Raw genomic sequence first — 17,807 nt, forward strand, 5'->3', positions numbered from 1 at the left:
GCTTGAAGGCGGCCCACACGGTCTTGCCCACGACATGGTGGTCGAAGCCGAAGTCCGCGGCGAGTTCACCGACGAGGAACAGCCCGCGCCCAGAGCAACTGCTCTCGTCAGCGTGCTGAATCTCCGGCCGCCCGTCGCCGCTGTCCCGAACCTCCAGTCGTACAAGGTCGTCCGTCAGGTCGAGCCGGACGGCGAATTCCCGTCCCGGTGGGACGCCGTGGAGCAGGGCGTTGGTCGCCAGTTCCGAGGCGCAGAGCTCTATGTCGTCGATCAGGTCCGTGAGCTGCCATTCCCTGAGGACATGGACGACGAAATCGCGTGAGGCACCGACGGATGTGCGCCGTCGGGGGAAGCGCCGTAAGCGCCGTAACTGCGAAGAGGACACGGTGGTTCACCGCCTTGCTCGTGGGTCGCAACAAGGTGACCGTACTGCTATTCGTGAAAGGCGGCAAGGTACTCTTTGGGGTGTTCGACGGAGTCGCCTACCGTGTGCACCGGCAAGGTCCGTCGTCGGTGAAGGAGGAGTCCATGGGCGAGGGCGAAGTGATCAGCGCGTCCACTCACTACCTGGCCCCGACGGAGGCGGACGGAGGCGATGTCTGGAGCGCCGAAGCGGCGTCGGTGGGGCGACGGGGCACGCAGAAGATCGTGAGCGCCGGTGAAGTCGCCGCCCCGGAACGCGTGGCTGGCCTGCTCGCGGTGGAGCAGGGCGGACCTGTCGTCGCGCGGCGGCGGATCATGTATCTCGACGACGAACCGTGCGAGTTGACCGATACCTATTACCCCGTGGAGATCGCGCGGGGTACGGGGCTGGCCGGCACGGTGAAGATCAGGGGAGGGGCCGTCCGGCTGCTCGCCGAACTCGGCTACGTCGGCACCCGGGCGCAGGAGGACGTGGCAGCCCGCATGCCGTCCGAGAATGAGCGGGCGTCACTGTCGCTCAAGGCAGACGAGCCGGTACTCGAACTGACCCGGCTCACCCTGGACGCCGATGGTCGGCCGCTTCAGGTCGATGTGATGGTCATGCCTCCCCGGGGTCAGAAACTGCGGTACGAGATCAGGATCGGATGACGGTGCACGGACCGGAGACGGAAGAGGCGGACGGCCGCCCCCTGCACGAGCGGATCGCGGCCGACCTGCGGGACGACATCATGTCCGGGGACCTGGCTCCGGGTGACAGCCTGCCCTCCACCGCGCAGTTGAAGGAGCGGTTCGGCGCGGCGAACGCCACCGTTCAGAAGGCCTTGCAGCTCCTCAAGGGCGAGCACCTCGTGGTCGGCAGGGCAGGCGCGTCGGTGACCGTACGCGAACATCGGCAGCGCACCATACGGCCCGCCGCGTACATGGCGCCGTCCCCGTCGGGAGAGCCGTACCGCTGGCTGACCGAGGCGGCGAACCCCGGCACGAGCGCGCGCAGCACCCTCTTGGCCGTCACGGAGGCCTGCCCTCCGGCGGATGTCGCGGACGCGCTGGCGCTCCCACCGGGCGGCAGTGCGATCCTCCGCTACCAACTGCTGTCGATCGACGATGAGCCCGCGGAACTCGTCGCCTCCTACTACCCGCTGGATATCGCCGACGGCACCGCCATCACCGAACGCCGCCGCATTCCGGGCGGCACGCCCACGCTCCTGGCGTCGCTGGGCCACCCGCCCCGGCTCAGCGTCGACCGCGTCTCGGCCCGCGTTGCGACGCAGGAGCAGTACAGACTGCTCCGGCTCCCCGGGGACCTCCCGGTCCTGCGGACCCTGCGCGTGGTGTTCAGCGACGACGACCGGCCCATCGAGGCCACGGTGATGGTCAAGGCGGGACACCTGTACGAGGTCCAGTACGAGTTCACGCCGGAGTGACGCCCGGGCGCTCTCCCTATGGATGTCAGTGGGGGATGGCAGAGTGGCGTCGATGAAGAGGAACCGACAGGCGGGGCGGCGAGCCCGAACCACTCTCATCACGGGTACGTGCGTGATGCTGGTGCTCTGCCTGACGTACGTACTGGGCTTCGGTGAGGGTGCCAAGAGCCTGACGGACCGGGTGGCCGTGGTCAGCGCGGCACTGGGTGTCCTGACGCTGGCCCTCGCCCTTCGGCGAGGTACGGAAGCTGTTCCGGCGGAGGACAGAGCGGCCCTGACAGGGAGGCTTGCGCAGGCAGTGGCGAGCGCGGAGCTGTTGTCTCGGCGCGTCATCGGCGGCGACCGGATTCCCGTGCGCGTCTCGTTCACCTTCCGAACTTCTTCGCACGCGAGGAGCGCGACGAGGCCTCTGGTTCCGAACGGAACGCTGGACGGGCTGGTCGCGGACTACGGGGCCGTCCGACCCCGCCGCCTGGTGATCACGGGACAGCCGGGAGCTGGAAAGTCCGTGCTGGCGCGAGCGTTCGTCGCGGAGTTCAACAGGAGGCGGACGGAGGCCGAACCGGTGCCTGTGCTGCTGCCGCTCGGTGACTGGGGGCGGCAGGAGCTCTTCCGCGACTGGGTGGTCAGGCATCTCGTGCGGGACTACGGCATCACCTCCGCGCATGCGGCCCAGTTGATGGATTCGGGCCTGGTGCTCCCCGTCCTCGACGGGCTCGACGAGTTGGACGAGCCGGGTGTGCCGCTCCCGGAGTCACGAGCGCAGCAGGTGCTGGACGCGCTGACCGGCTACCAGAGCGGGCTGGAGCCGGCGCCGGTCGTGCTGACCTGTCGGACCGACCTGTACGACGTACTGGAAACATCCGGCAGGCCCATGCTGGACGCCGGCCGGGTGGAGATCGATCCGGTGGAGGCTCAGGAGGCGGTTCGCTTCCTCGCGATGCGCCAGGACGCCATCCATCGGGAGGGGGAGTGGCGTCCGGTCCTGGATGAGCTGCGTGCCCATCCGCAAGGAGTCCTGGCTCGATCGCTCTCGACGCCGTGGAGGCTGGTCGCCATGGCGACGGCTTACGAACAGGTCAACCGTCCGGGGGAGTTGCTCGGAGTCCGGACGGAGCAGGAAGTCACGGACAGGATGTTCGCCCGTTTCATCCCCGCGTCCGTACGCGCTGTTGATGATGAGGATCGGTACTCCCCTGAGAAAGTACACACTTGGTTGCATCACCTGGCGCTGGGACTGGCGTCGCAGAACGGTGGAGCAAACACGCTGGTGCTGCCGGAGTTGGCGCGGTCCCCTGGAGCCTGGCGCTCCCGGATGCTGTACGTCGTGACGGTCAGTTTCCTTACGCTGGTCTCGCTGTGGGCCTTCCTGCTGAACGGAACCCGTGGGAGCGCGGAGTGGGGCGTCTCGTTGCTTGTTGTAGCTATGGCGGTGCTGGCTCTGCTTCACCTGCGTCCTCGTGGTTACCGTTTGATCAAACGCTCAGACATGTGGTTGCCGCCATGGCGCAGCCCTCTGTGGTCGGTGGCGTCGAAGATGGCCTTTACGGGACGTAACCGCTGGGGCGTGCTGGTGTTGGCAATTCTGCCCGTCATGATCCTTTGGCGGTCCGTGGCCCCGGAGCAGCTTGGGGGAATCGGTGACTGGCCCTTGGCGTTGGCTGTGCTGCCCATGCTCACGCTGTACGTCGGCTTCCTCGCGGGGAACACTCTGGATGCCGCAGCTATCGGCCCGTCCGGCTGGCCTCGCGGGGGCGTCTTCACCGCGCTCGCCCTAGGGTGGCCTGCTGTTGTCCTTCTGGGCCTGGGTCTTCGGGCGGGCCTAGGGTTGACGGACTGTCTGCCCCTCCTGGCTGTGTTCGGTGTGCTCTACTGTGCGGTCAGCGGTGACTCGGCCATGTATCTGTGCTGGTTGCTGGTCCACTTCCGCAGAGTCCCCTTCAGGCTGAGCCGCTTCCTGGACTGGTGCCACGCGGCGGGGCTGATCCGCATCACCGGCGGTGTCTACCAGTTCCGGCACCGCGAGTTCCAGGAGTGGCTCGCGCGCCATCCCGCTCCGCTCACGCGCCCCACCGCCCCCGCGCGTGCCCCCGCCACGGCCCGCACTCCATAGCGGGGCTTCGGGTGGGCTGCTCAGCCCATCGGGCCGCCACCGGGCGCCAGCACCTCCGCGATCTCCTCGTGCAGCCCCAGCGGCAGTCGCGTCCCCCACCGTTCTGCCGCCCCGACCGCCAGCTCGCGGCTCCACTCCCAGCTGTTCGCGGCCGCCGTGCGGAGGGCCTGCGGGGTCAGCGGCCCGGTGGTCGTGGCGTACCGCTCGATGTCCGCGCCCGGCAGGTCCCTCTCCAGGGCGCGGCTCGGGGTGAGCCAGTGGGTGGTCGAGCCGCGCAGCAGGCGGCAGAGCTTCAGCTGGAGCGGGGCGATCACTGCGTGCAGCAGGTGGTGGGCGCGGGCGTGCTCGCCCCGGGTCTGCACGTGGGCCAGCATCAGGGTCCAGTTGGCCAGTTCGTCCGTGAGCTGCTGGGCGGTGGTCACCGGCTCCGGCGGGCGGAAGGCGGCCAGTTCGCGGGCGGCGGCGGTCAGGTCACCGGTGCGGTCCAGGAGCACGGCCGCTTCGGGGCGGGGGAAGTGGACCTGGCCGCGCCAGGTGGCGATCTCCGCGATGCCGGAGCCGGTGGGCTCTACGTGGAACTCGCCGCGCATCAGGTCGTCGAAGACCACGGCGAGGATGCCGTACATGTTGGTGTACGCCAGCTTCAGGGGGGCCAGTCGCTCGACGAACTCCCGCCCGTCGAAGGCTTCGACGTCCTCCTCCCGTACGTACAGGCAGGCGTCCAGGTCCGAGTGGGCGTCGGCCTCACCGAGCGTCCAGGAGCCGTACAGCAGGACGCCCTCCACGCGGGGGTCGGCCTCGGCCGTCGTGCGCAGCAGCTCGATGCGGCGGTCCAGGGGCAGGGCGTCGGCGGGCAGGGGCGTACGGGCAGGGCGAGGGCGTGCGTGCGGCATGGCGGGGCCTCCTGAGTGGCGTGGGTGCGTAGGCAGGCGAACGGGGCCCGGCGGTCGACACCGGGCTGCTTCCGGTCCCGCTGCGGGACCTCGTTCGTCGCTCAGGAAACGCCCATGCGAGGCAGCCTAGGGGCTGTCACCGTCACCCGTCGCCGTGTTTTCCGGCGTGAAGATCAACGACGTGAGCGAACGGAACGCCTCCTCCGGATCCCGGCCCTCCATCGCGTCCGCCAGGTTGCCGCTGAGCAGCAGCGTCGCGAAGCCGTGGGCCAGCGACCACGCGGCCACCCCCGCCAGCCGGTCGTCCGCGCCCCGGCCGCCCGGTGGGAGGTCCGCCACGCCCGCGCGCAACGCCTCGGTCGCCCGGGTGCGGGCGGCCAGCAGGTCCGGGTCGTCGGCGCGGTGCAGGTCCGGCTGGAACATCACCGGGAAGTGCGCGGGGTGCGTCGCCGCGAACCGTACGTACGCCACGCCCCGCTCCCGCAGATCCGGTGCCCCGGCCAGCGCGTCGGCGAACAGGGCGTACCCCTCGGCGGCCACGGCGGTCAGCAGGCCCGTGCGGTCCTTGAAGTGGTGCGCGGGCGCGGCGTGCGAGACGCCGGCCCGCCGGGCCAGGTCCCGCAGGCTCAGAGCGGCGGGACCGTTCGCGGCGATGACGTCGAGGGCGGCGTCCAGGATCACGCGCCGCAGGTCGCCGTGGTGGTAGGTGCGCTCGCGTTCACTGCTCATGCGCAGCACCCTACCCGGCATCTAGTCATTGACAAGTTCGACGGTGCCCGCGCATGCTGGAAGTCCGATCTAGTCGCTGACTAGATGCGCGATTCCCGTTCGGGAGGGTGGAGTTCATGACCGGAGAGCCGACTCGCGTGCGGCAGATGTGGCACCTCCTGGAGCCCCTGCACGCCGTCCTGTACTACGCCCCCGAAGCCTTCGAGGAGGCCGCCGCGCTGGGGTACGACACCACGGAGCGCTGGGCGAGCTATTTCGCCTGGCGTGCGGCCCCGCTGGGGGCGGCGGCCGACGCGCGGGAGGTGGTGCGGACGTTCCACAGCTTCGCCCCGGTGATGGTGGACGGACACGTTCCGGACGTCTGGGCGACCGCCGCCCCGGACGCCGTCCTCGCCGCCCGGCTGCGGGCGGTCGACCGGGCCTACCGGGCCCTGTTCGGGGACCGGGTGGAGGGTCCGGAGTTCGCGGAGGCGGCCGCGTTGGCCCGCCGCGCGGCGGAGGCGGCGGGCCCGGGGGTTCCCGGAGGCCTCGGCCCTGCCAACTCCGCCCTGCCCTGGCCCGACGCACCGCACCTGACGCTCTGGCAGGCGGCGACCGTCCTGCGCGAGCACCGGGGCGACGGGCACGTCGCCGCCCTGGTCGCGGCCGGCCTCGACCCGGTCGAGTCGCTGGTCTCCTTCGCGGCGGTCGGCGCGGCCGCCCCGGAGGTGTTCGCGAGCCGGGGGTGGGGCGCGGCGGAGTGGGGCGCGGCCCGGCGGCGGCTTCAGCAGCGCGGGCTGCTCGCGGCGGACGGCACGGCCATGGACGCGGGGCGCGAACTGCGCGCACGGTTGGAACTGCGCACCGACGAGGAGGCTGCCGCGCCGTGGCGCGCGCTGGGGGAGGCGGGGCGCGTGCGGCTGGCGGAACTGCTGGGGGAGCCGTGGCTGGAGGTCATCGGCTCGGGGCTGCTGCCCGCCGAGAACACCCTCGGGATCGGCAAGGTGTGATCCGGGCCGTCCCGGCGGCCCGGATCGCCTTGAGCTGAAGCTCAGTCATGGAACCGCGCCTTGCGGGGAAGACGCCCATGGGACGAGATCCCATGGGACAGAAGGTTCTAGGATTCTCGGCGTTCGGTTTTCTCCCTGTAGGGATGGCTTCACGTGATAGATCCCCGTACGCACGGCAGGAAGCACCGCCGTACGCACCGAGTGGCCCTGCCCGCCCTCGGCGTCCTCGTCGTGCTCGCCCTGGCGGGCTGCGACCCCGACGACCTCTCCGCCGACGGCGACGGCACGAGCGGCAGCAGCAGCGGCGGGACCAACGGCGGCGCACAGTCCGCCGATGGCTTCGGCGCCAGCCCGCTGGACAATCCGGACGGTACGAAGCCGGGCCTGGCCCCCCTCACCACCGACGCGGACCGGGCCGCCGCCCGCAAGCTCATCGAGAAGGTGGCCACGAAGGGGCGCGGCCCCAAGACCGGCTACGAGCGGGACAAGTTCGGCTACGCGTGGAAGGACGGCGTCGACGGCATCCCGCTCGCCCGCAACGGCTGCGACACCCGCAACGACTTGCTCGCCCGCGACGGCAAGGACATCGAGCACAAGGCGGGTTCCGATTGTGTCGTCATGGCGATGGCGCTCCAGGACCCCTACACCGGCGAGACCATCGACTGGCGCAAGCAGCAGGCGACCAAGGTGCAGATCGACCATGTGATGCCGCTGTCCTACGACTGGCAGATGGGCGCCGCCCGCTGGAACGAGTCCAAGCGCGAGCAGATCGCCAACGACCCTCTCAACCTCATCCCGGTGGACGGCCCGGCCAACAACGCGAAGCGGGACTCCGGCCCCGCCTCGTGGCTGCCGCCGTACAAGCCGATCCGCTGCTCGTACGCGGTGCGGTTCGCCCAGGTCTCGCTGAAGTACGAACTCCCGGTCACGACGGCCGACAAGAAGGCCATGCTCACCCAGTGCGGCGGCTGAGCGGCCGCCACCGCCACACCGGGGAGAGGCCGGGGGGGCTTTAGACCTTGCCGCCGCAGATGACGTCGTACGGCCGGCCCATCGCCATCATCAGCTGCATCGGCTCCGTGGTCGCCGCCGGGCACTCGGTCTTCTCCTTGACGAGGCCGAGGACCTTGAAGTCGTTCGCCCCGACCGAGGCGCAGGCGATCTCCTTGGCCGTCGCGGAGATGCAGTCACCCTCGACGAGCTGGCCGCCGCCGGCGCCCGCGTCGCCCGGGTGGTCACCCGTCAGGTTGCGGCCGCAGACGGTGTTGGTCGGGATGCCGCCGCCCTTCTTGCCGTCGCCGGAGCCGAAGACCCGGGAGACCTGGATGATCAGGTCCGTTCCGGCCGGGCACTGGATCGCGTTGGGCAGGAAGCTCGCGTCCTCGATCTTCAGGGCCTTGAAGGTCGCGCCCGACTCGTCGCAGTCGAAGGCCCGGTAGCCGTCCGGCTTGTTCTCCGGGTCCGGGCCTCCGCAGTCACCGATCTCCCACGAGCCGCCCTTGCCGCCCTTGCCGTCCGAGGAGGAGGACGAGGACGACTTCGACGTCGATTTCGAGGACTCGTCACCGAAGATCTTGGAGGCTCCGTAGCCCAGTCCGAGGATCACCGCGAGCACCAGCAGGCTCTGCAGACACCCGGCGCCTCTCCGGGGGCGGGTCGGTGTACTGCCGGGCCGGCTCATGGTTCTGCTCCTCGACGGGTGACGCACGGGTGACGCACGGGTGGCGCACGGGTCGCGTTCGAATCGCACACGGGGTGGAAAGTCACGGGTGGGGACGCGGCATGCGCACCTCACGGTTCCGGCCGGATCACGCCGGTCCTCAAACGTCCCCGCCCGCCTCCTTGACCAGGAAGCGGGCCCGTTCCGCGACCTCGTGCCGGACGCGTACGGGGGCGGGGGAGTCCGGTGGTGTCGTCGTTGTCAGGCGGCGAGAGGGTAGCCCGGGCCTCCCGCCGTCTCCCGAGCGCGGCGGCCCGCGTCGATATTCGCTGGTGGGAGCCGTGCTGGCTGCTTAGGGTCGCGCGTATGGAGCTGATCATCACCACCCTCGCCGAGCGCCCGGAGCTGGCCGACGCCATGGACGGGATGCCGGACACCTGGCCGGAGTTCGTGCTGGAGGACATCGTCGGCTGGGCCAACTTCGCCCGGATCGCTGTCGAGTTCCCCCAGTACGTGCTGGTCGCCACCGACCCCGAGGGCGTCGTGGTCGCCCGCGCCTACAGCGTGCCCTTCGTGCTGGACGCCCCCGGGCGCGGCCGGCTGCCCGTCGGCGGCTGGGACCGGATGCTGCTGTGGGCCTTCGCTGACCTGCGGCGCGGGCGCACGCCCGACACGGTCGGCGCGATCGAGATCACGGTGGCCACCGGCCATCAGGGCAAGGGGATATCGGGCCGGATGCTCGCCGCGATGCGCGGCAACGCGGAACGGCTCGGCCTCCGGGAGTTGGTCGCCCCGGTGCGGCCGAGCGGCAAGCACCTGAAGGCGGGCCTGCCGATGGAGGAGTACGCCCGGCTGACCCGCCCCGAGGACGGGCTGCCCGAGGACCCGTGGCTGCGGGTCCACGCCCGGGCGGGCGGCACGGTGGACTCGGTCGCCACCGTGTCGATGACGGTGAGCGGTTCGCTCGCGCAGTGGCGGGACTGGACCGGGCTGCCGTTCGACACGGACGGTCCGGTGGAGGTGCCGGGAGCGCTCGTACCCGTGCACTGCGCCCTCGCGCACGGATACGCGGTCTACGTCGAGCCCAACGTGTGGGTACGGCACCGGCTGTGACGGCGACCCCGGTGCGGCGGCGACCTTTGGTGTAACGGCGACCCCCAGTGACGGCGACCTCGGGTGCGAGGGCTGCTCCCGGGGAGTACGGCGGTCCATCGGACGGCACGGTCACGCGCGGGAGGGGGAACGACAACGGTTGGGCACAACCGGGCACAACCGGGGTCAGCCTGTCGGCGGAGGTGTATACGCTCACCCCACACGTCCGACATACGCGTCCCAGGAGCAGCACATGCACGGCTACGGCCCCATGCCGCAGCAGCCGACGACATCCCGGCCGTCCTCGGCGACGCTCACGACGGTGCGCGTGCTCCTCGTGGCGGTGACCGTGCTGAGCTGCGGCCTGCTGGGCTGGGCGGCGATGCTGCGGCTCGCGATCGTGACCCGCAGGCCGCGCGACTGGGCCCTGCTGATGGTCGTCATCGCCCTCAACATCGGGCTGTTCGCCTTCATCATGGCCACGCCGGACGACCCCGACCAGATGTCTGACGCGGCGGCGCTGTTCATGATGCTCTGGATCCTCGGCCTGCTGGCCGGGGTGATCACGTATTACCTGTACGCGGAGATACGGCACTACAACGCGCTCGGCTCCCCGCCCCCGTACACCGCCACCGCCTCCGGGCACTCCGCCCCGCCGCTCCCGTACCAACAGCACCAGCCACAGCACCCCGCCCAGCACCAGCCGCACCCACAGCCCAACCCGTACACAGCGCCGACTCCGCCGCCCACCCCCACACCCGCGCCCCAGCGCCTCGACCAGGTCCGCGCCGAGCTGGACGAGCTGAGCGACTACCTCCGCAAGGAGAGCAACGGGAACAGGGAGGGCGAAGGCCGGTGAGCGGGCGGATCATCGCCGACCGGTACGAACTGGCGACCATCCTCGGCCAGGGCGGCATGGGCCAGGTCTGGACGGCGTACGACCGGCGCCTGGACCGCCGCGTCGCCGTGAAGCTGCTGCGCCCCGACCGGGTCGCCGGGCCCACCGGCAGCGACGCCGCCGACGAACTGCGCCGCCGGTTCGTCCGCGAGTGCCGGGTCACCGCGCAGGTCGACCACCCCGGCCTGGTCACCGTCCACGACGCGGGCAGCGACGGCGACGACCTCTACCTCGTCATGCAGTACGTCGAGGGCGCCGACCTCGGCGACCACCTCGCCGAGCAGGGCCCGTACCCCTGGCCCTGGGCCGTGGCCGTCGCCGCCCAGCTCTGCGCGGTCCTCTGCGCGGTGCACGCCGTGCCGATCGTCCACCGCGACCTCAAGCCCCGGAACGTGATGGTCCGCCCCGACGGCACCGTCACCGTCCTCGACCTCGGCGTCGCCTCCGTCCTGGACACCGACACCACTCGCCTCACACACACCGGTTCGCCCATCGGATCCCCCGCCTACATGAGCCCCGAACAGGCGATGGGCGGCGCGGTCGGCCCGTACACCGACCTGTACGCCCTCGGGGTCGTCCTGCACGAACTCCTCAGCGGTGACGTGCCGTTCGCCGGGTCCACCGCGCTCGGCGTCCTGCACCGCCATCTCTACGAGGCCCCGGTCCCGGTCCGGCAGGCCCGCCCCGAGGTCCCCGCCGCACTGGAGGCCCTCGTGCTGCGGCTGCTCGCCAAGGACCCGCAGGACCGGCCCGCCTCCGCGCAGGAGGTGTACGAGGACCTCGCCCCGCTGCTGCCGAAGCACGGAACCCCCGCCGGTCCGCTCGACCCGACCCGCCCGTTCCTGCGGCCGCACGCCCCCTGGCCGGACCGGGCGACCACCCCGGCCCCCGTGCCCGCACCCGCGACCTTCGCCGCGCCGCCGCCCACCTTCGCCGCGGCGCCGTCCTCCCTCGGCGCCCCGCCGTCCTTCACCCCACCCCCGGCCGTCTTCCCGTCCCCCGCCCGGGCCACCCCCGCACGCCCCACCACCCCGCCGCCCGCCCGGCCGGACGTCGCGCGGGCCGTGGACGAGGTGAAGAAGCTGCTCGGCGAGGGCCGGATCACCCAGGCCGTGGACGTCCTCGGCGCAACGCTCCCGGCCGCCGCCGCCGAACACGGCGAGCACTCACCGGTCGTCCGCATCCTGCGCAAGCAGTACGCCGCGACGCTCATGGACGACGGGCAGTACCGCCGCGCCCTTCCCGAGCTGCGCCGCCTCGCCGAGGACCGCACCGCCGAGGCGGGCCCGGCCGACGCCCAGGCCCTCCAGTTCCGTTACGACGCGGCCCAGTGCCTCGAACAGCTCGGCGAGGCCGGGGCAGCGCTGGTCGAGTACCGCGCGGTCCTCCCGTACTACGAGAACGCCTACGGGCCGATCACCTCCGACCCCGGCCGCGCGCTCGACATCCGGCACCGCATCGGACAGCTGCTCCTGGCGGTCGGCGACCACACCGCGGGCCGGGCTCAGCTCCAGGCGCTGCTGTACGACGCCGAGCGCACCTACGGGCCGCACCACCCGCTGCCCGTGGACCTGCGCCGCCTGCTCAGCCACCAGCGGGACGTCCGCGGCGGCTGAGCGCACCTCCGGACCGCCCCCGGAGCACCCCCGCCGAGGACCACATCCCCAACTCCTACCGAATCGTTGGTCGAATCAGTGGCACAGGCCACATCCACTGCCTAACATCGATCACCGCAAGGCTTTGTGCACCGAAGCACAAACTCTCCCCGGGAGGCTCCTTTGCACCGCCGTCGTCGCACCGCGCTCACCGTCCTCGCCGCAACGCTCGTCGCCGCGCCGCTCCTTTCCGCCTGCGGCAACCAGGCCCACCCCGGTGCCGCGGCCGTCGTGGGCGGCGAGCGGATCGAGGTGTCGGCGGTCCAGGACCGGGCGGCGGAAGTCCGCACCGCCCAGGAGAGCTCCCCGCAGGCCGCCCAGCTGGTGAACAAGTCGGGCCAGCTGGGCCGCGCCAAGCTGCATGGGCTGATCTTCGGCCGGATCCTCGACCGTGCCGCCGACGACGCGGGGGTCACGGTCACCCGCAAGGAGATCCAGGAGATGCGGCAGGCCAGCCGCGCCCAGCAGGGCGGCGAGGAGCAGTTCGAGGCGATGATGCTCCAACAGCGCTGGGTCGCCCCGGACCAGATCGACGCCGACATGCGCCAGGAGGTCCAGCTCCCGAAGCTGGCCCGGGCGCTCGGCGCGGACCTGGGCACGCCCGCCGGTCAGCAGGTCGTCGGCGAGGCCCTCACCAAGGCGTCGAAGGCCCTCGACATCGACGTGAACCCGCGCTTCGGCACCTGGGACGACCAGAAGATGCAGCTCGGCAACTACACCGCGCCCTGGATCACCCAGCGCACGGAGTTCACCCCCGAGCAGCCGACGGAGGCCTGAGCCGGGCGGGCCCGGCGGCCGGAGGCAGGTCCACGGCCGGAGGTAGGTTCGCAGGGTGAACGCCGAAGCCCCCGACGCCTCCGTCGAGACCCCCGCCGACCCCGGCCGCATCGTCCTGCTCACCGCCAGCCACCGGGTCGCCCCCGGCCTGCTGTCCTGGCCGGCCTGGCGGACCCTGCACGCCGCCGACCGCGTCCTCACCGCGGACCCGGACCAGCCGCAACTGCCCTACCTCCGCGAGGCGGGCGTACGCGTCGAACACGCCACGCCCTCCGCGGACGAGCTGGTCGCGGACTGCGCGGGCGGCCGGACGGTGGTCGTCCTGACCGGCGGCGAGGGCAACGCCCCCCTCACCGACGGCCTGGCCCGCCTCGGCGGCTCCGGCCGGATGCGGATGCCGGACCTGGAACTGCTCCCCGGCTCGTACGACCTCCCCGGCGCCCGCCTCCTGGACCTCGTCCAGGTCATGGACCGGATCCGCCGCGCGTGCCCGTGGACCTCGCAGAAGACGCACGAGGGCCTCGCCAAGTACGCCATCGAGGAGGCGTACGAACTGGTCGAGGCGATCGAGGACGGCGACCGCGACGAACTCCGCGAGGAGCTGGGCGACGTCCTGCTCCAGGTCGTTTTCCACGCGCGCATCGCCGAGGAGGATCCCGAGGAGCCCTTCGCCATCGACGACGTCGCGGGCGGCCTCGTCGAGAAGCTGATCCACCGCCACCCGCACGTCTTCGGCGACGAGACCGCCGAGACCCCGGAGGACGTCCACGCGCACTGGCTGCGCACCAAGGCGATCGAGAAGCAGCGCACGTCGGTCACCGAGGGCGTCCCCCTCGGCCAGCCCGGCCTGGCCCTCGCCGCGAAGCTCGGCAGCCGGGTCCGTACGGCCGGCCTCGACGTCCCTCTCCCGACCGCCGATCCCACCGGCGACTCCATCGGCTACGACCTCCTCGCCCTGGCTGTAGAAGCCGAGGCGAACGGCACCGACCCGGAAGACGCCCTGCGCGCGGCGGCCCGGGCGTACAGGGACGCGATCCTGGCGGTGGAGGGCGGGGTACCAGGCGCCCGGTAAAGGACCCTAATGAGGGGAGTGATCTACCGGACAGTCCTGATTGACGTTTCCGGTGTGAACTCGACCGGCAGGGTACGCAGGCCCCGCATGATCAGGCCGCCGCGCCACCGCAGATCGGCCGCGTCCACCGCGAGTCGCAGGTCCGGCAGGCGGCGGAACAGCGTCTCCAGAGCCGTACGTCCCTCCAGCCGTGCGAGGGGTGCACCGAGGCAGTAGTGGATGCCGTGTCCGTATCCCAGGTGCTGGTTGTCCCGGCGGGTGAGGTCGAGGGTGTCGGGGCTCTTGAACCTCTCGGGATCGCGGTCCGCCGCCGCTAGTACCACGAGGACCGGGTCGCCCTTCCGGATCGGCTGCCCCCCGATTTCGAGCCCCTCGGTGGCGTACCGCCACGTTGCCATCTCCACCGGGCCGTCGAAACGCAGCAGTTCCTCGACGGCGCTGTCGATGAGAGAGCCGTTGCCCTGCTCTACCGCACTCTGGAAAACGGATCGTTGAACGGGGTTGCGGAAGAATGCGTGGGCGCTGTTACCGATCAGGTTGATGGTCGTTTCGAAACCTGCGAAAAGGATCACGAAGGCCATGGCAGCGGCCTCGTTCTCGGTGAGGTGCTCGCCGTGGTCACTCGCCCGGATCAGGTCTGAAATCAGGTCGTCGCCGGGGTCCGCACGCTTCTTGTGAATCAGCTCGGACAGGTAGGCGCGGATCTTCTTCACGGAGCGGGCGACGCCGCCGCGTGGTCCGCCGCCGTGCCGGATCATCATCCCGGCCCAGTCACGGAAATCGTCCTGGTCCTCGCGGGGGACACCGAGCAGGTCGCAGATCGCGTAGATGGGGAGCGGGAAGGCGAATTCATGGATGAGGTCGGCTTTCCCGTTCTCCGCAAAGGCGTCGATGAGGCTGTTCGCCAGATCTTGGACCCGCGGGGCGAAGAGCGCGGTCCGGCGCGGGGTGAACGCCTTGGACACGAGTCGGCGCAGCCTGGTGTGGTCCGGCGGGTCGATGTTGAGCAGGTGCGTCATGAGGCCCGCACTGCGCTCCCCCGGGATACCGGTCTTGGCGCGGCCCTGGGCGTCATCAGCGTGATACTCGGGGTTCTTGGAGAGCCGTGCGTCGGCGAGCGCCTGCCGCGCGTCGGCGTAGCGGGTCACGAGCCACGCTTCCACACCGGACGGCAATTCCGTCCGGTGTACAGGCGCGTGCTCCCGCAGCCAGCCGTAGGCGGGATACGGATCGGTCGCGAACTCCCAGGAGAAGAGTTCCGGAGTCGGGATGTCGTTCACCTGGCGACGGTATCGGGCGCTTGTACGGGGAGGGCCCACTGGTATGGGTCTGGAGCGAGACCATGCACGACGGTTACGTGGCCTACCGGAAGACGAGCAGGGGCAACGGCAAGAACACGACCCTGCGCTGTGAGGACGGCACCCCGGTGCATGGCGACTCGCTGAGGATCGGCGTTCTGCGTACCCCCTGCTGTAGTGGGATGTACGCCGGTGCAGCGGGCTCATCATGCGCAGGCCGCGCAGCCCTCCGGTCGAGTTCGCACCGGGAAGCCGTTCCGAAAAAAGTGACACGCTGTCAACTCTGTGACTTTCACGTGATCTGCGCTGCATCGACTTGTGACACACGTTCGAGTCCCGCTAGGTTCACGGTTCGACGCGTCGGTCGCACGTTGCTCACGCGTCACTTGTGCGCCGCCGCAGGCATGGAATCCGCACGGAACCCCGCTGCGCGACGCTCAGGTCACTCGCTTGTCAGTCGCACGGAAGGCATACCCATGGGCTCCGCGAACGGCAGACACCGCCGCCCTCGCCAGGCACCCGCCATCGTCGTCGCCGCAGGCGTGACGGGATCGGCCATCGCCATCCCGCTGCTCGGCGCGACCGGCGCACACGCCGCCGAGGCCTCCACCTGGGACCGGGTCGCGGAGTGCGAGAGCGGCGGCATGTGGAGCGCCGACCTCGGCAACGGCTACTACGGCGGGCTCCAGTTCTCGCAGGAGACCTGGTCGGCGTACGGCGGCACGGCGTTCGCGCCCCGCGCCGACCTCGCCAGCCGCTCGCAGCAGATCTCCGTCGCCGAGAAGGTCCTGGACGACCAGGGCCCCAAGGCGTGGCCCAGCTGCGCGGTGATCTCCGGCCTCGCGGTGGACGGCAGCCTGCCCGGCGTCGACCCGGGCACCTCGCCGTCCCCCGACCCGTCCGCCGATCCGTCGGCAGACCCCTCGGCTGACCCGACCGACGAGGCGGACGCACCTGACGAGGCGGATGAATCCGGCAAGTCCGGTGAAGCCGACGAGTCCGGCAAGGGTGAGAAGAGTGATACGGAGGGCAAGGACGGCAAGGGCGACAAGAGCGGCACGGGGAAGGGGAGCGGGACTCCCGGCCCCGGCTCCTCGGTGACGCCCTCCGCCCCGCCGGCCTCCGACGCCCCCGACGTCACGGGCCCCTCCACCGCCCCCGACGCCTCGACCGGCACGGGAGGCAAGCACCGCGGCTCCCCTGCGCCCGACGAGGCCGACACGGACCGGCAGGACGGTCCCCGCGGGTCCGGCCGGCACGCCTCGCGCGGCGACGGCGACGCACGGGACGGCGGCGCGGCGAACGCCGACGCGTACGAGGTGCAGCCCGGCGACAACCTCTGGGCGATCGCCGACGCCCAGGAGCTTCCCCAGGGCTGGACCGGCCTGTACGAGGCCAACAAGGACCTCCTGGGCTCCGACCCGGACCTGATCCTGCCCGGCCAGAGCCTGGATCTGGTTCTGGACCGGAGTGCGGACCAGGCCGCGTCGGAGAGCGACGAGGAGCCCGCCGGGGCGCCCGCCGGCAACTGATCCAATTCGGGAAAAAGCCCCGAAAACAGAGGCAGTTAAGAGACCTATGTCCACTTTGCGTAAGTGAGACATGGGTCTCTTTGCTTCAACTCACGCGCCTCTTCCGGCTCATCCGCACGCATCACCCCCGACCTGCGGAAACGGCCCCCCGACCGCCGCGAGTTCGGGTTGATTGCCCCCTATGTCCGTCTTTGAATGTCGGGGTTGCCTGTGTTTACGGTCTAAGCCGCTCGCACCGCGGGCCCCGTCGACCGTCACGCCGAATCCTGCCGTCGGTCGAAGGGAACAGACGCGTAAGCGCCGTAGGCAGGAGCGGGGGAACCAGGTAAGCCGCCGGGTCCGCACGGCCCCCTCAGGGGGAACGTACGGGACCGGCTTGGGGTGAAGTCGTGCGCGAGGTCGCGCGACCGGGCAACTCATCAGCCCGAACCCGACAGCTCACCTCGTAGGCGTCGGTGAGGAGATTCGTTCCATGCTGCTGAACAGCAAGGGCAAGCACCGCCGCCCGTCCAAGGCCACCCGTATCGCCACCCTCGCGGGTGTCGCCGGTGCCGCCGTCGCCGTCCCGCTGATGGGCGCGACCAACGCTTCCGCCGCCTCCGTCGAGACCTGGGACGCCGTCGCCCAGTGCGAGTCGGGCGGCAACTGGTCCATCAACACCGGCAACGGCTACTACGGCGGACTGCAGTTCTCGCAGTCCAGCTGGGCCGCCGCCGGTGGTACGCAGTACGCCTCGCGTGCCGACCTGGCCTCCAAGGACCAGCAGATCGCCACCGCCGAGAAGCTCCTCGACCTGCAGGGCCCGGGCGCCTGGGCCTGCGCCGGCGCCGGCGGCCTCACCAACGACGGTGTGGACCCGGGCGTGAACCCCGGCGGCTCCGGCCAGTCCGAGAGCAAGCCCGAGCAGGCGCAGCCCGAGCGCCAGGCCGAGCAGCCCACCACGCGCAGCGAGCAGCGCGAGGCCCCCAAGGCCGAGAGCAAGAAGACCGTCACCACCCCGACCGGCGAGAAGGTCCAGAAGGGCGACGGCGAGTACAAGGTCAAGGCCGGCGACACCCTGAGCAAGATCGCCGACAAGGAAGGTGTCAAGGGCGGCTGGAGCAAGGTCTTCAAGCTGAACGACGACATCGTCAAGGACGCGGACCTGATCTTCCCGGGTCAGCAGCTCCACCTGAAGTAATCGCCGTCTCTCCTCCCCGGAGGGGAAGCGTCCGGCGGCACTTCCCCTCGCACGGCTTCCCGGCCCTGTCTC

General features: G+C 71.0%; 17 protein-coding genes and 1 riboswitch. Of the genes, 12 read left to right on the forward strand and 5 right to left on the reverse strand.

Annotation, left to right across the window (positions count from 1 at the left end):
- Positions 1-385: ATP-binding protein (locus ACFWM7_RS22565; protein ID WP_383263271.1), on the reverse strand; the 385-nt coding region annotated here is incomplete at its 3' end.
- Between the two features lie 143 nt (positions 386-528).
- Between ACFWM7_RS22565 and ACFWM7_RS22570 the strand changes: the two genes are divergently transcribed.
- The 3 genes from ACFWM7_RS22570 to ACFWM7_RS22580 all read left to right on the forward strand — a co-directional run bounded on the left by ACFWM7_RS22570 (position 529) and on the right by ACFWM7_RS22580 (position 3,960).
- Positions 529-1,071, forward strand: a complete 543-nt coding sequence (locus tag ACFWM7_RS22570; RefSeq protein ID WP_383263297.1) for a GntR family transcriptional regulator — start codon at positions 529-531, stop codon at positions 1,069-1,071.
- Positions 1,068-1,847, forward strand: coding sequence for a GntR family transcriptional regulator (locus ACFWM7_RS22575; RefSeq protein WP_383263273.1), 780 nt, complete (start codon positions 1,068-1,070; stop codon positions 1,845-1,847). Before ACFWM7_RS22570 ends, ACFWM7_RS22575 begins: the two co-directional genes overlap by 4 nt.
- A gap of 115 nt (positions 1,848-1,962) precedes the next feature.
- A complete protein-coding gene (locus tag ACFWM7_RS22580) occupies positions 1,963-3,960 on the forward strand; it encodes an NACHT domain-containing protein (protein ID WP_383263299.1) in 1,998 nt (665 codons plus the stop codon).
- Between the two features lie 20 nt (positions 3,961-3,980).
- Here ACFWM7_RS22580 and ACFWM7_RS22585 read toward each other — a convergent pair whose 3' ends face one another.
- Positions 3,981-4,853, reverse strand: a complete 873-nt coding sequence (locus tag ACFWM7_RS22585; RefSeq protein WP_383263274.1) for a nucleotidyltransferase domain-containing protein — start codon at positions 4,851-4,853, stop codon at positions 3,981-3,983.
- 126 nt (positions 4,854-4,979) lie between these two features.
- The gene (locus ACFWM7_RS22590) at positions 4,980-5,582 is read right to left on the reverse strand and encodes a TetR/AcrR family transcriptional regulator (RefSeq protein ID WP_383263275.1); all 603 of its coding nucleotides are present in this window, start codon (positions 5,580-5,582) and stop codon (positions 4,980-4,982) included.
- A 116-nt stretch (positions 5,583-5,698) separates the two neighbouring features.
- On the opposite strand from ACFWM7_RS22590, the gene ACFWM7_RS22595 reads away from it, so the two are divergent.
- Both ACFWM7_RS22595 and ACFWM7_RS22600 read left to right on the forward strand, forming a co-directional pair.
- Positions 5,699-6,571 carry a hypothetical protein gene (locus ACFWM7_RS22595; RefSeq protein ID WP_383263277.1) on the forward strand — a complete coding sequence of 291 codons (873 nt, stop codon included), beginning with the start codon at positions 5,699-5,701 and terminating at the stop codon, positions 6,569-6,571.
- A gap of 153 nt (positions 6,572-6,724) precedes the next feature.
- Positions 6,725-7,543, forward strand: a complete 819-nt coding sequence (locus ACFWM7_RS22600; RefSeq protein ID WP_383263279.1) for an HNH endonuclease family protein — start codon at positions 6,725-6,727, stop codon at positions 7,541-7,543.
- A gap of 40 nt (positions 7,544-7,583) precedes the next feature.
- On the opposite strand, the gene ACFWM7_RS22605 is transcribed toward ACFWM7_RS22600, so the two are convergent.
- Positions 7,584-8,252, reverse strand: coding sequence for a hypothetical protein (locus ACFWM7_RS22605; protein ID WP_383263281.1), 669 nt, complete (start codon positions 8,250-8,252; stop codon positions 7,584-7,586).
- Positions 8,253-8,597: 345 nt separating this feature from the next.
- Here ACFWM7_RS22605 and ACFWM7_RS22610 point away from each other — a divergent pair, with 345 nt between their 5' ends.
- The 5 genes from ACFWM7_RS22610 to ACFWM7_RS22630 all read left to right on the forward strand — a co-directional run bounded on the left by ACFWM7_RS22610 (position 8,598) and on the right by ACFWM7_RS22630 (position 13,725).
- The gene (locus ACFWM7_RS22610; protein WP_383263283.1) at positions 8,598-9,344 is read left to right on the forward strand and encodes an N-acetyltransferase; all 747 of its coding nucleotides are present in this window, start codon (positions 8,598-8,600) and stop codon (positions 9,342-9,344) included.
- A 232-nt stretch (positions 9,345-9,576) separates the two neighbouring features.
- The gene (locus tag ACFWM7_RS22615) at positions 9,577-10,182 is read left to right on the forward strand and encodes a hypothetical protein (protein ID WP_383263285.1); all 606 of its coding nucleotides are present in this window, start codon (positions 9,577-9,579) and stop codon (positions 10,180-10,182) included.
- Positions 10,179-11,837, forward strand: coding sequence for a protein kinase (locus ACFWM7_RS22620; RefSeq protein WP_383263286.1), 1,659 nt, complete (start codon positions 10,179-10,181; stop codon positions 11,835-11,837). The genes ACFWM7_RS22615 and ACFWM7_RS22620 overlap by 4 nt, the downstream gene beginning before the upstream one ends.
- A 162-nt stretch (positions 11,838-11,999) precedes the next feature.
- A complete protein-coding gene (locus tag ACFWM7_RS22625) occupies positions 12,000-12,653 on the forward strand; it encodes a SurA N-terminal domain-containing protein (protein ID WP_383263288.1) in 654 nt (217 codons plus the stop codon).
- A 55-nt stretch (positions 12,654-12,708) separates the two neighbouring features.
- Positions 12,709-13,725, forward strand: a complete 1,017-nt coding sequence (locus ACFWM7_RS22630) for a nucleoside triphosphate pyrophosphohydrolase (protein WP_383263290.1) — start codon at positions 12,709-12,711, stop codon at positions 13,723-13,725.
- Positions 13,726-13,748: 23 nt separating this feature from the next.
- Here the strand turns inward: ACFWM7_RS22630 and ACFWM7_RS22635 are convergent, their stop codons facing one another.
- Entirely contained in the window at positions 13,749-15,005 is a 1,257-nt protein-coding gene (locus tag ACFWM7_RS22635; RefSeq protein WP_383263291.1) for a cytochrome P450, read from the reverse strand.
- Positions 15,006-15,499: 494 nt separating this feature from the next.
- On the opposite strand from ACFWM7_RS22635, the gene ACFWM7_RS22640 reads away from it, so the two are divergent.
- Both ACFWM7_RS22640 and ACFWM7_RS22645 read left to right on the forward strand, forming a co-directional pair.
- Positions 15,500-16,555, forward strand: coding sequence for a transglycosylase family protein (locus ACFWM7_RS22640; RefSeq protein ID WP_383263293.1), 1,056 nt, complete (start codon positions 15,500-15,502; stop codon positions 16,553-16,555).
- Between the two features lie 288 nt (positions 16,556-16,843).
- Positions 16,844-17,022: riboswitch (cyclic di-AMP (ydaO/yuaA leader) on the forward strand.
- A 5-nt stretch (positions 17,023-17,027) separates the two neighbouring features.
- Positions 17,028-17,735 (forward strand): transglycosylase family protein, encoded by a 708-nt coding sequence (locus tag ACFWM7_RS22645; protein WP_383263295.1) that lies wholly within the window; start codon positions 17,028-17,030, stop codon positions 17,733-17,735.
- The last annotated feature ends 72 nt before the right edge of the window (positions 17,736-17,807 follow it).

Origin of the sequence: Streptomyces sp. NPDC058375, from assembly GCF_042723425.1 — a bacterium.
Classification (GTDB): domain Bacteria; phylum Actinomycetota; class Actinomycetes; order Streptomycetales; family Streptomycetaceae; genus Streptomyces; species Streptomyces durocortorensis.

Bases quoted from the DNA above. Each gene is read 5' to 3' on its own strand.
- ACFWM7_RS22605 (WP_383263281.1), bottom strand. From the start codon at position 8,252: ATGAGCCGGCCCGGCAGTACACCGACCCGCCCCCGGAGAGGCGCCGGG.
- ACFWM7_RS22570 (WP_383263297.1), top strand. From the start codon at position 529: ATGGGCGAGGGCGAAGTGATCAGCGCGTCCACTCACTACCTGGCCCCG.
- ACFWM7_RS22615 (WP_383263285.1), top strand. From the start codon at position 9,577: ATGCACGGCTACGGCCCCATGCCGCAGCAGCCGACGACATCCCGGCCG.
- ACFWM7_RS22580 (WP_383263299.1), top strand. From the start codon at position 1,963: ATGCTGGTGCTCTGCCTGACGTACGTACTGGGCTTCGGTGAGGGTGCC.
- ACFWM7_RS22640 (WP_383263293.1), top strand. From the start codon at position 15,500: ATGGGCTCCGCGAACGGCAGACACCGCCGCCCTCGCCAGGCACCCGCC.
- ACFWM7_RS22645 (WP_383263295.1), top strand. From the start codon at position 17,028: ATGCTGCTGAACAGCAAGGGCAAGCACCGCCGCCCGTCCAAGGCCACC.
- ACFWM7_RS22595 (WP_383263277.1), top strand. From the start codon at position 5,699: ATGACCGGAGAGCCGACTCGCGTGCGGCAGATGTGGCACCTCCTGGAG.
- ACFWM7_RS22585 (WP_383263274.1), bottom strand. From the start codon at position 4,853: ATGCCGCACGCACGCCCTCGCCCTGCCCGTACGCCCCTGCCCGCCGAC.
- ACFWM7_RS22610 (WP_383263283.1), top strand. From the start codon at position 8,598: ATGGAGCTGATCATCACCACCCTCGCCGAGCGCCCGGAGCTGGCCGAC.
- ACFWM7_RS22590 (WP_383263275.1), bottom strand. From the start codon at position 5,582: ATGAGCAGTGAACGCGAGCGCACCTACCACCACGGCGACCTGCGGCGC.
- ACFWM7_RS22575 (WP_383263273.1), top strand. From the start codon at position 1,068: ATGACGGTGCACGGACCGGAGACGGAAGAGGCGGACGGCCGCCCCCTG.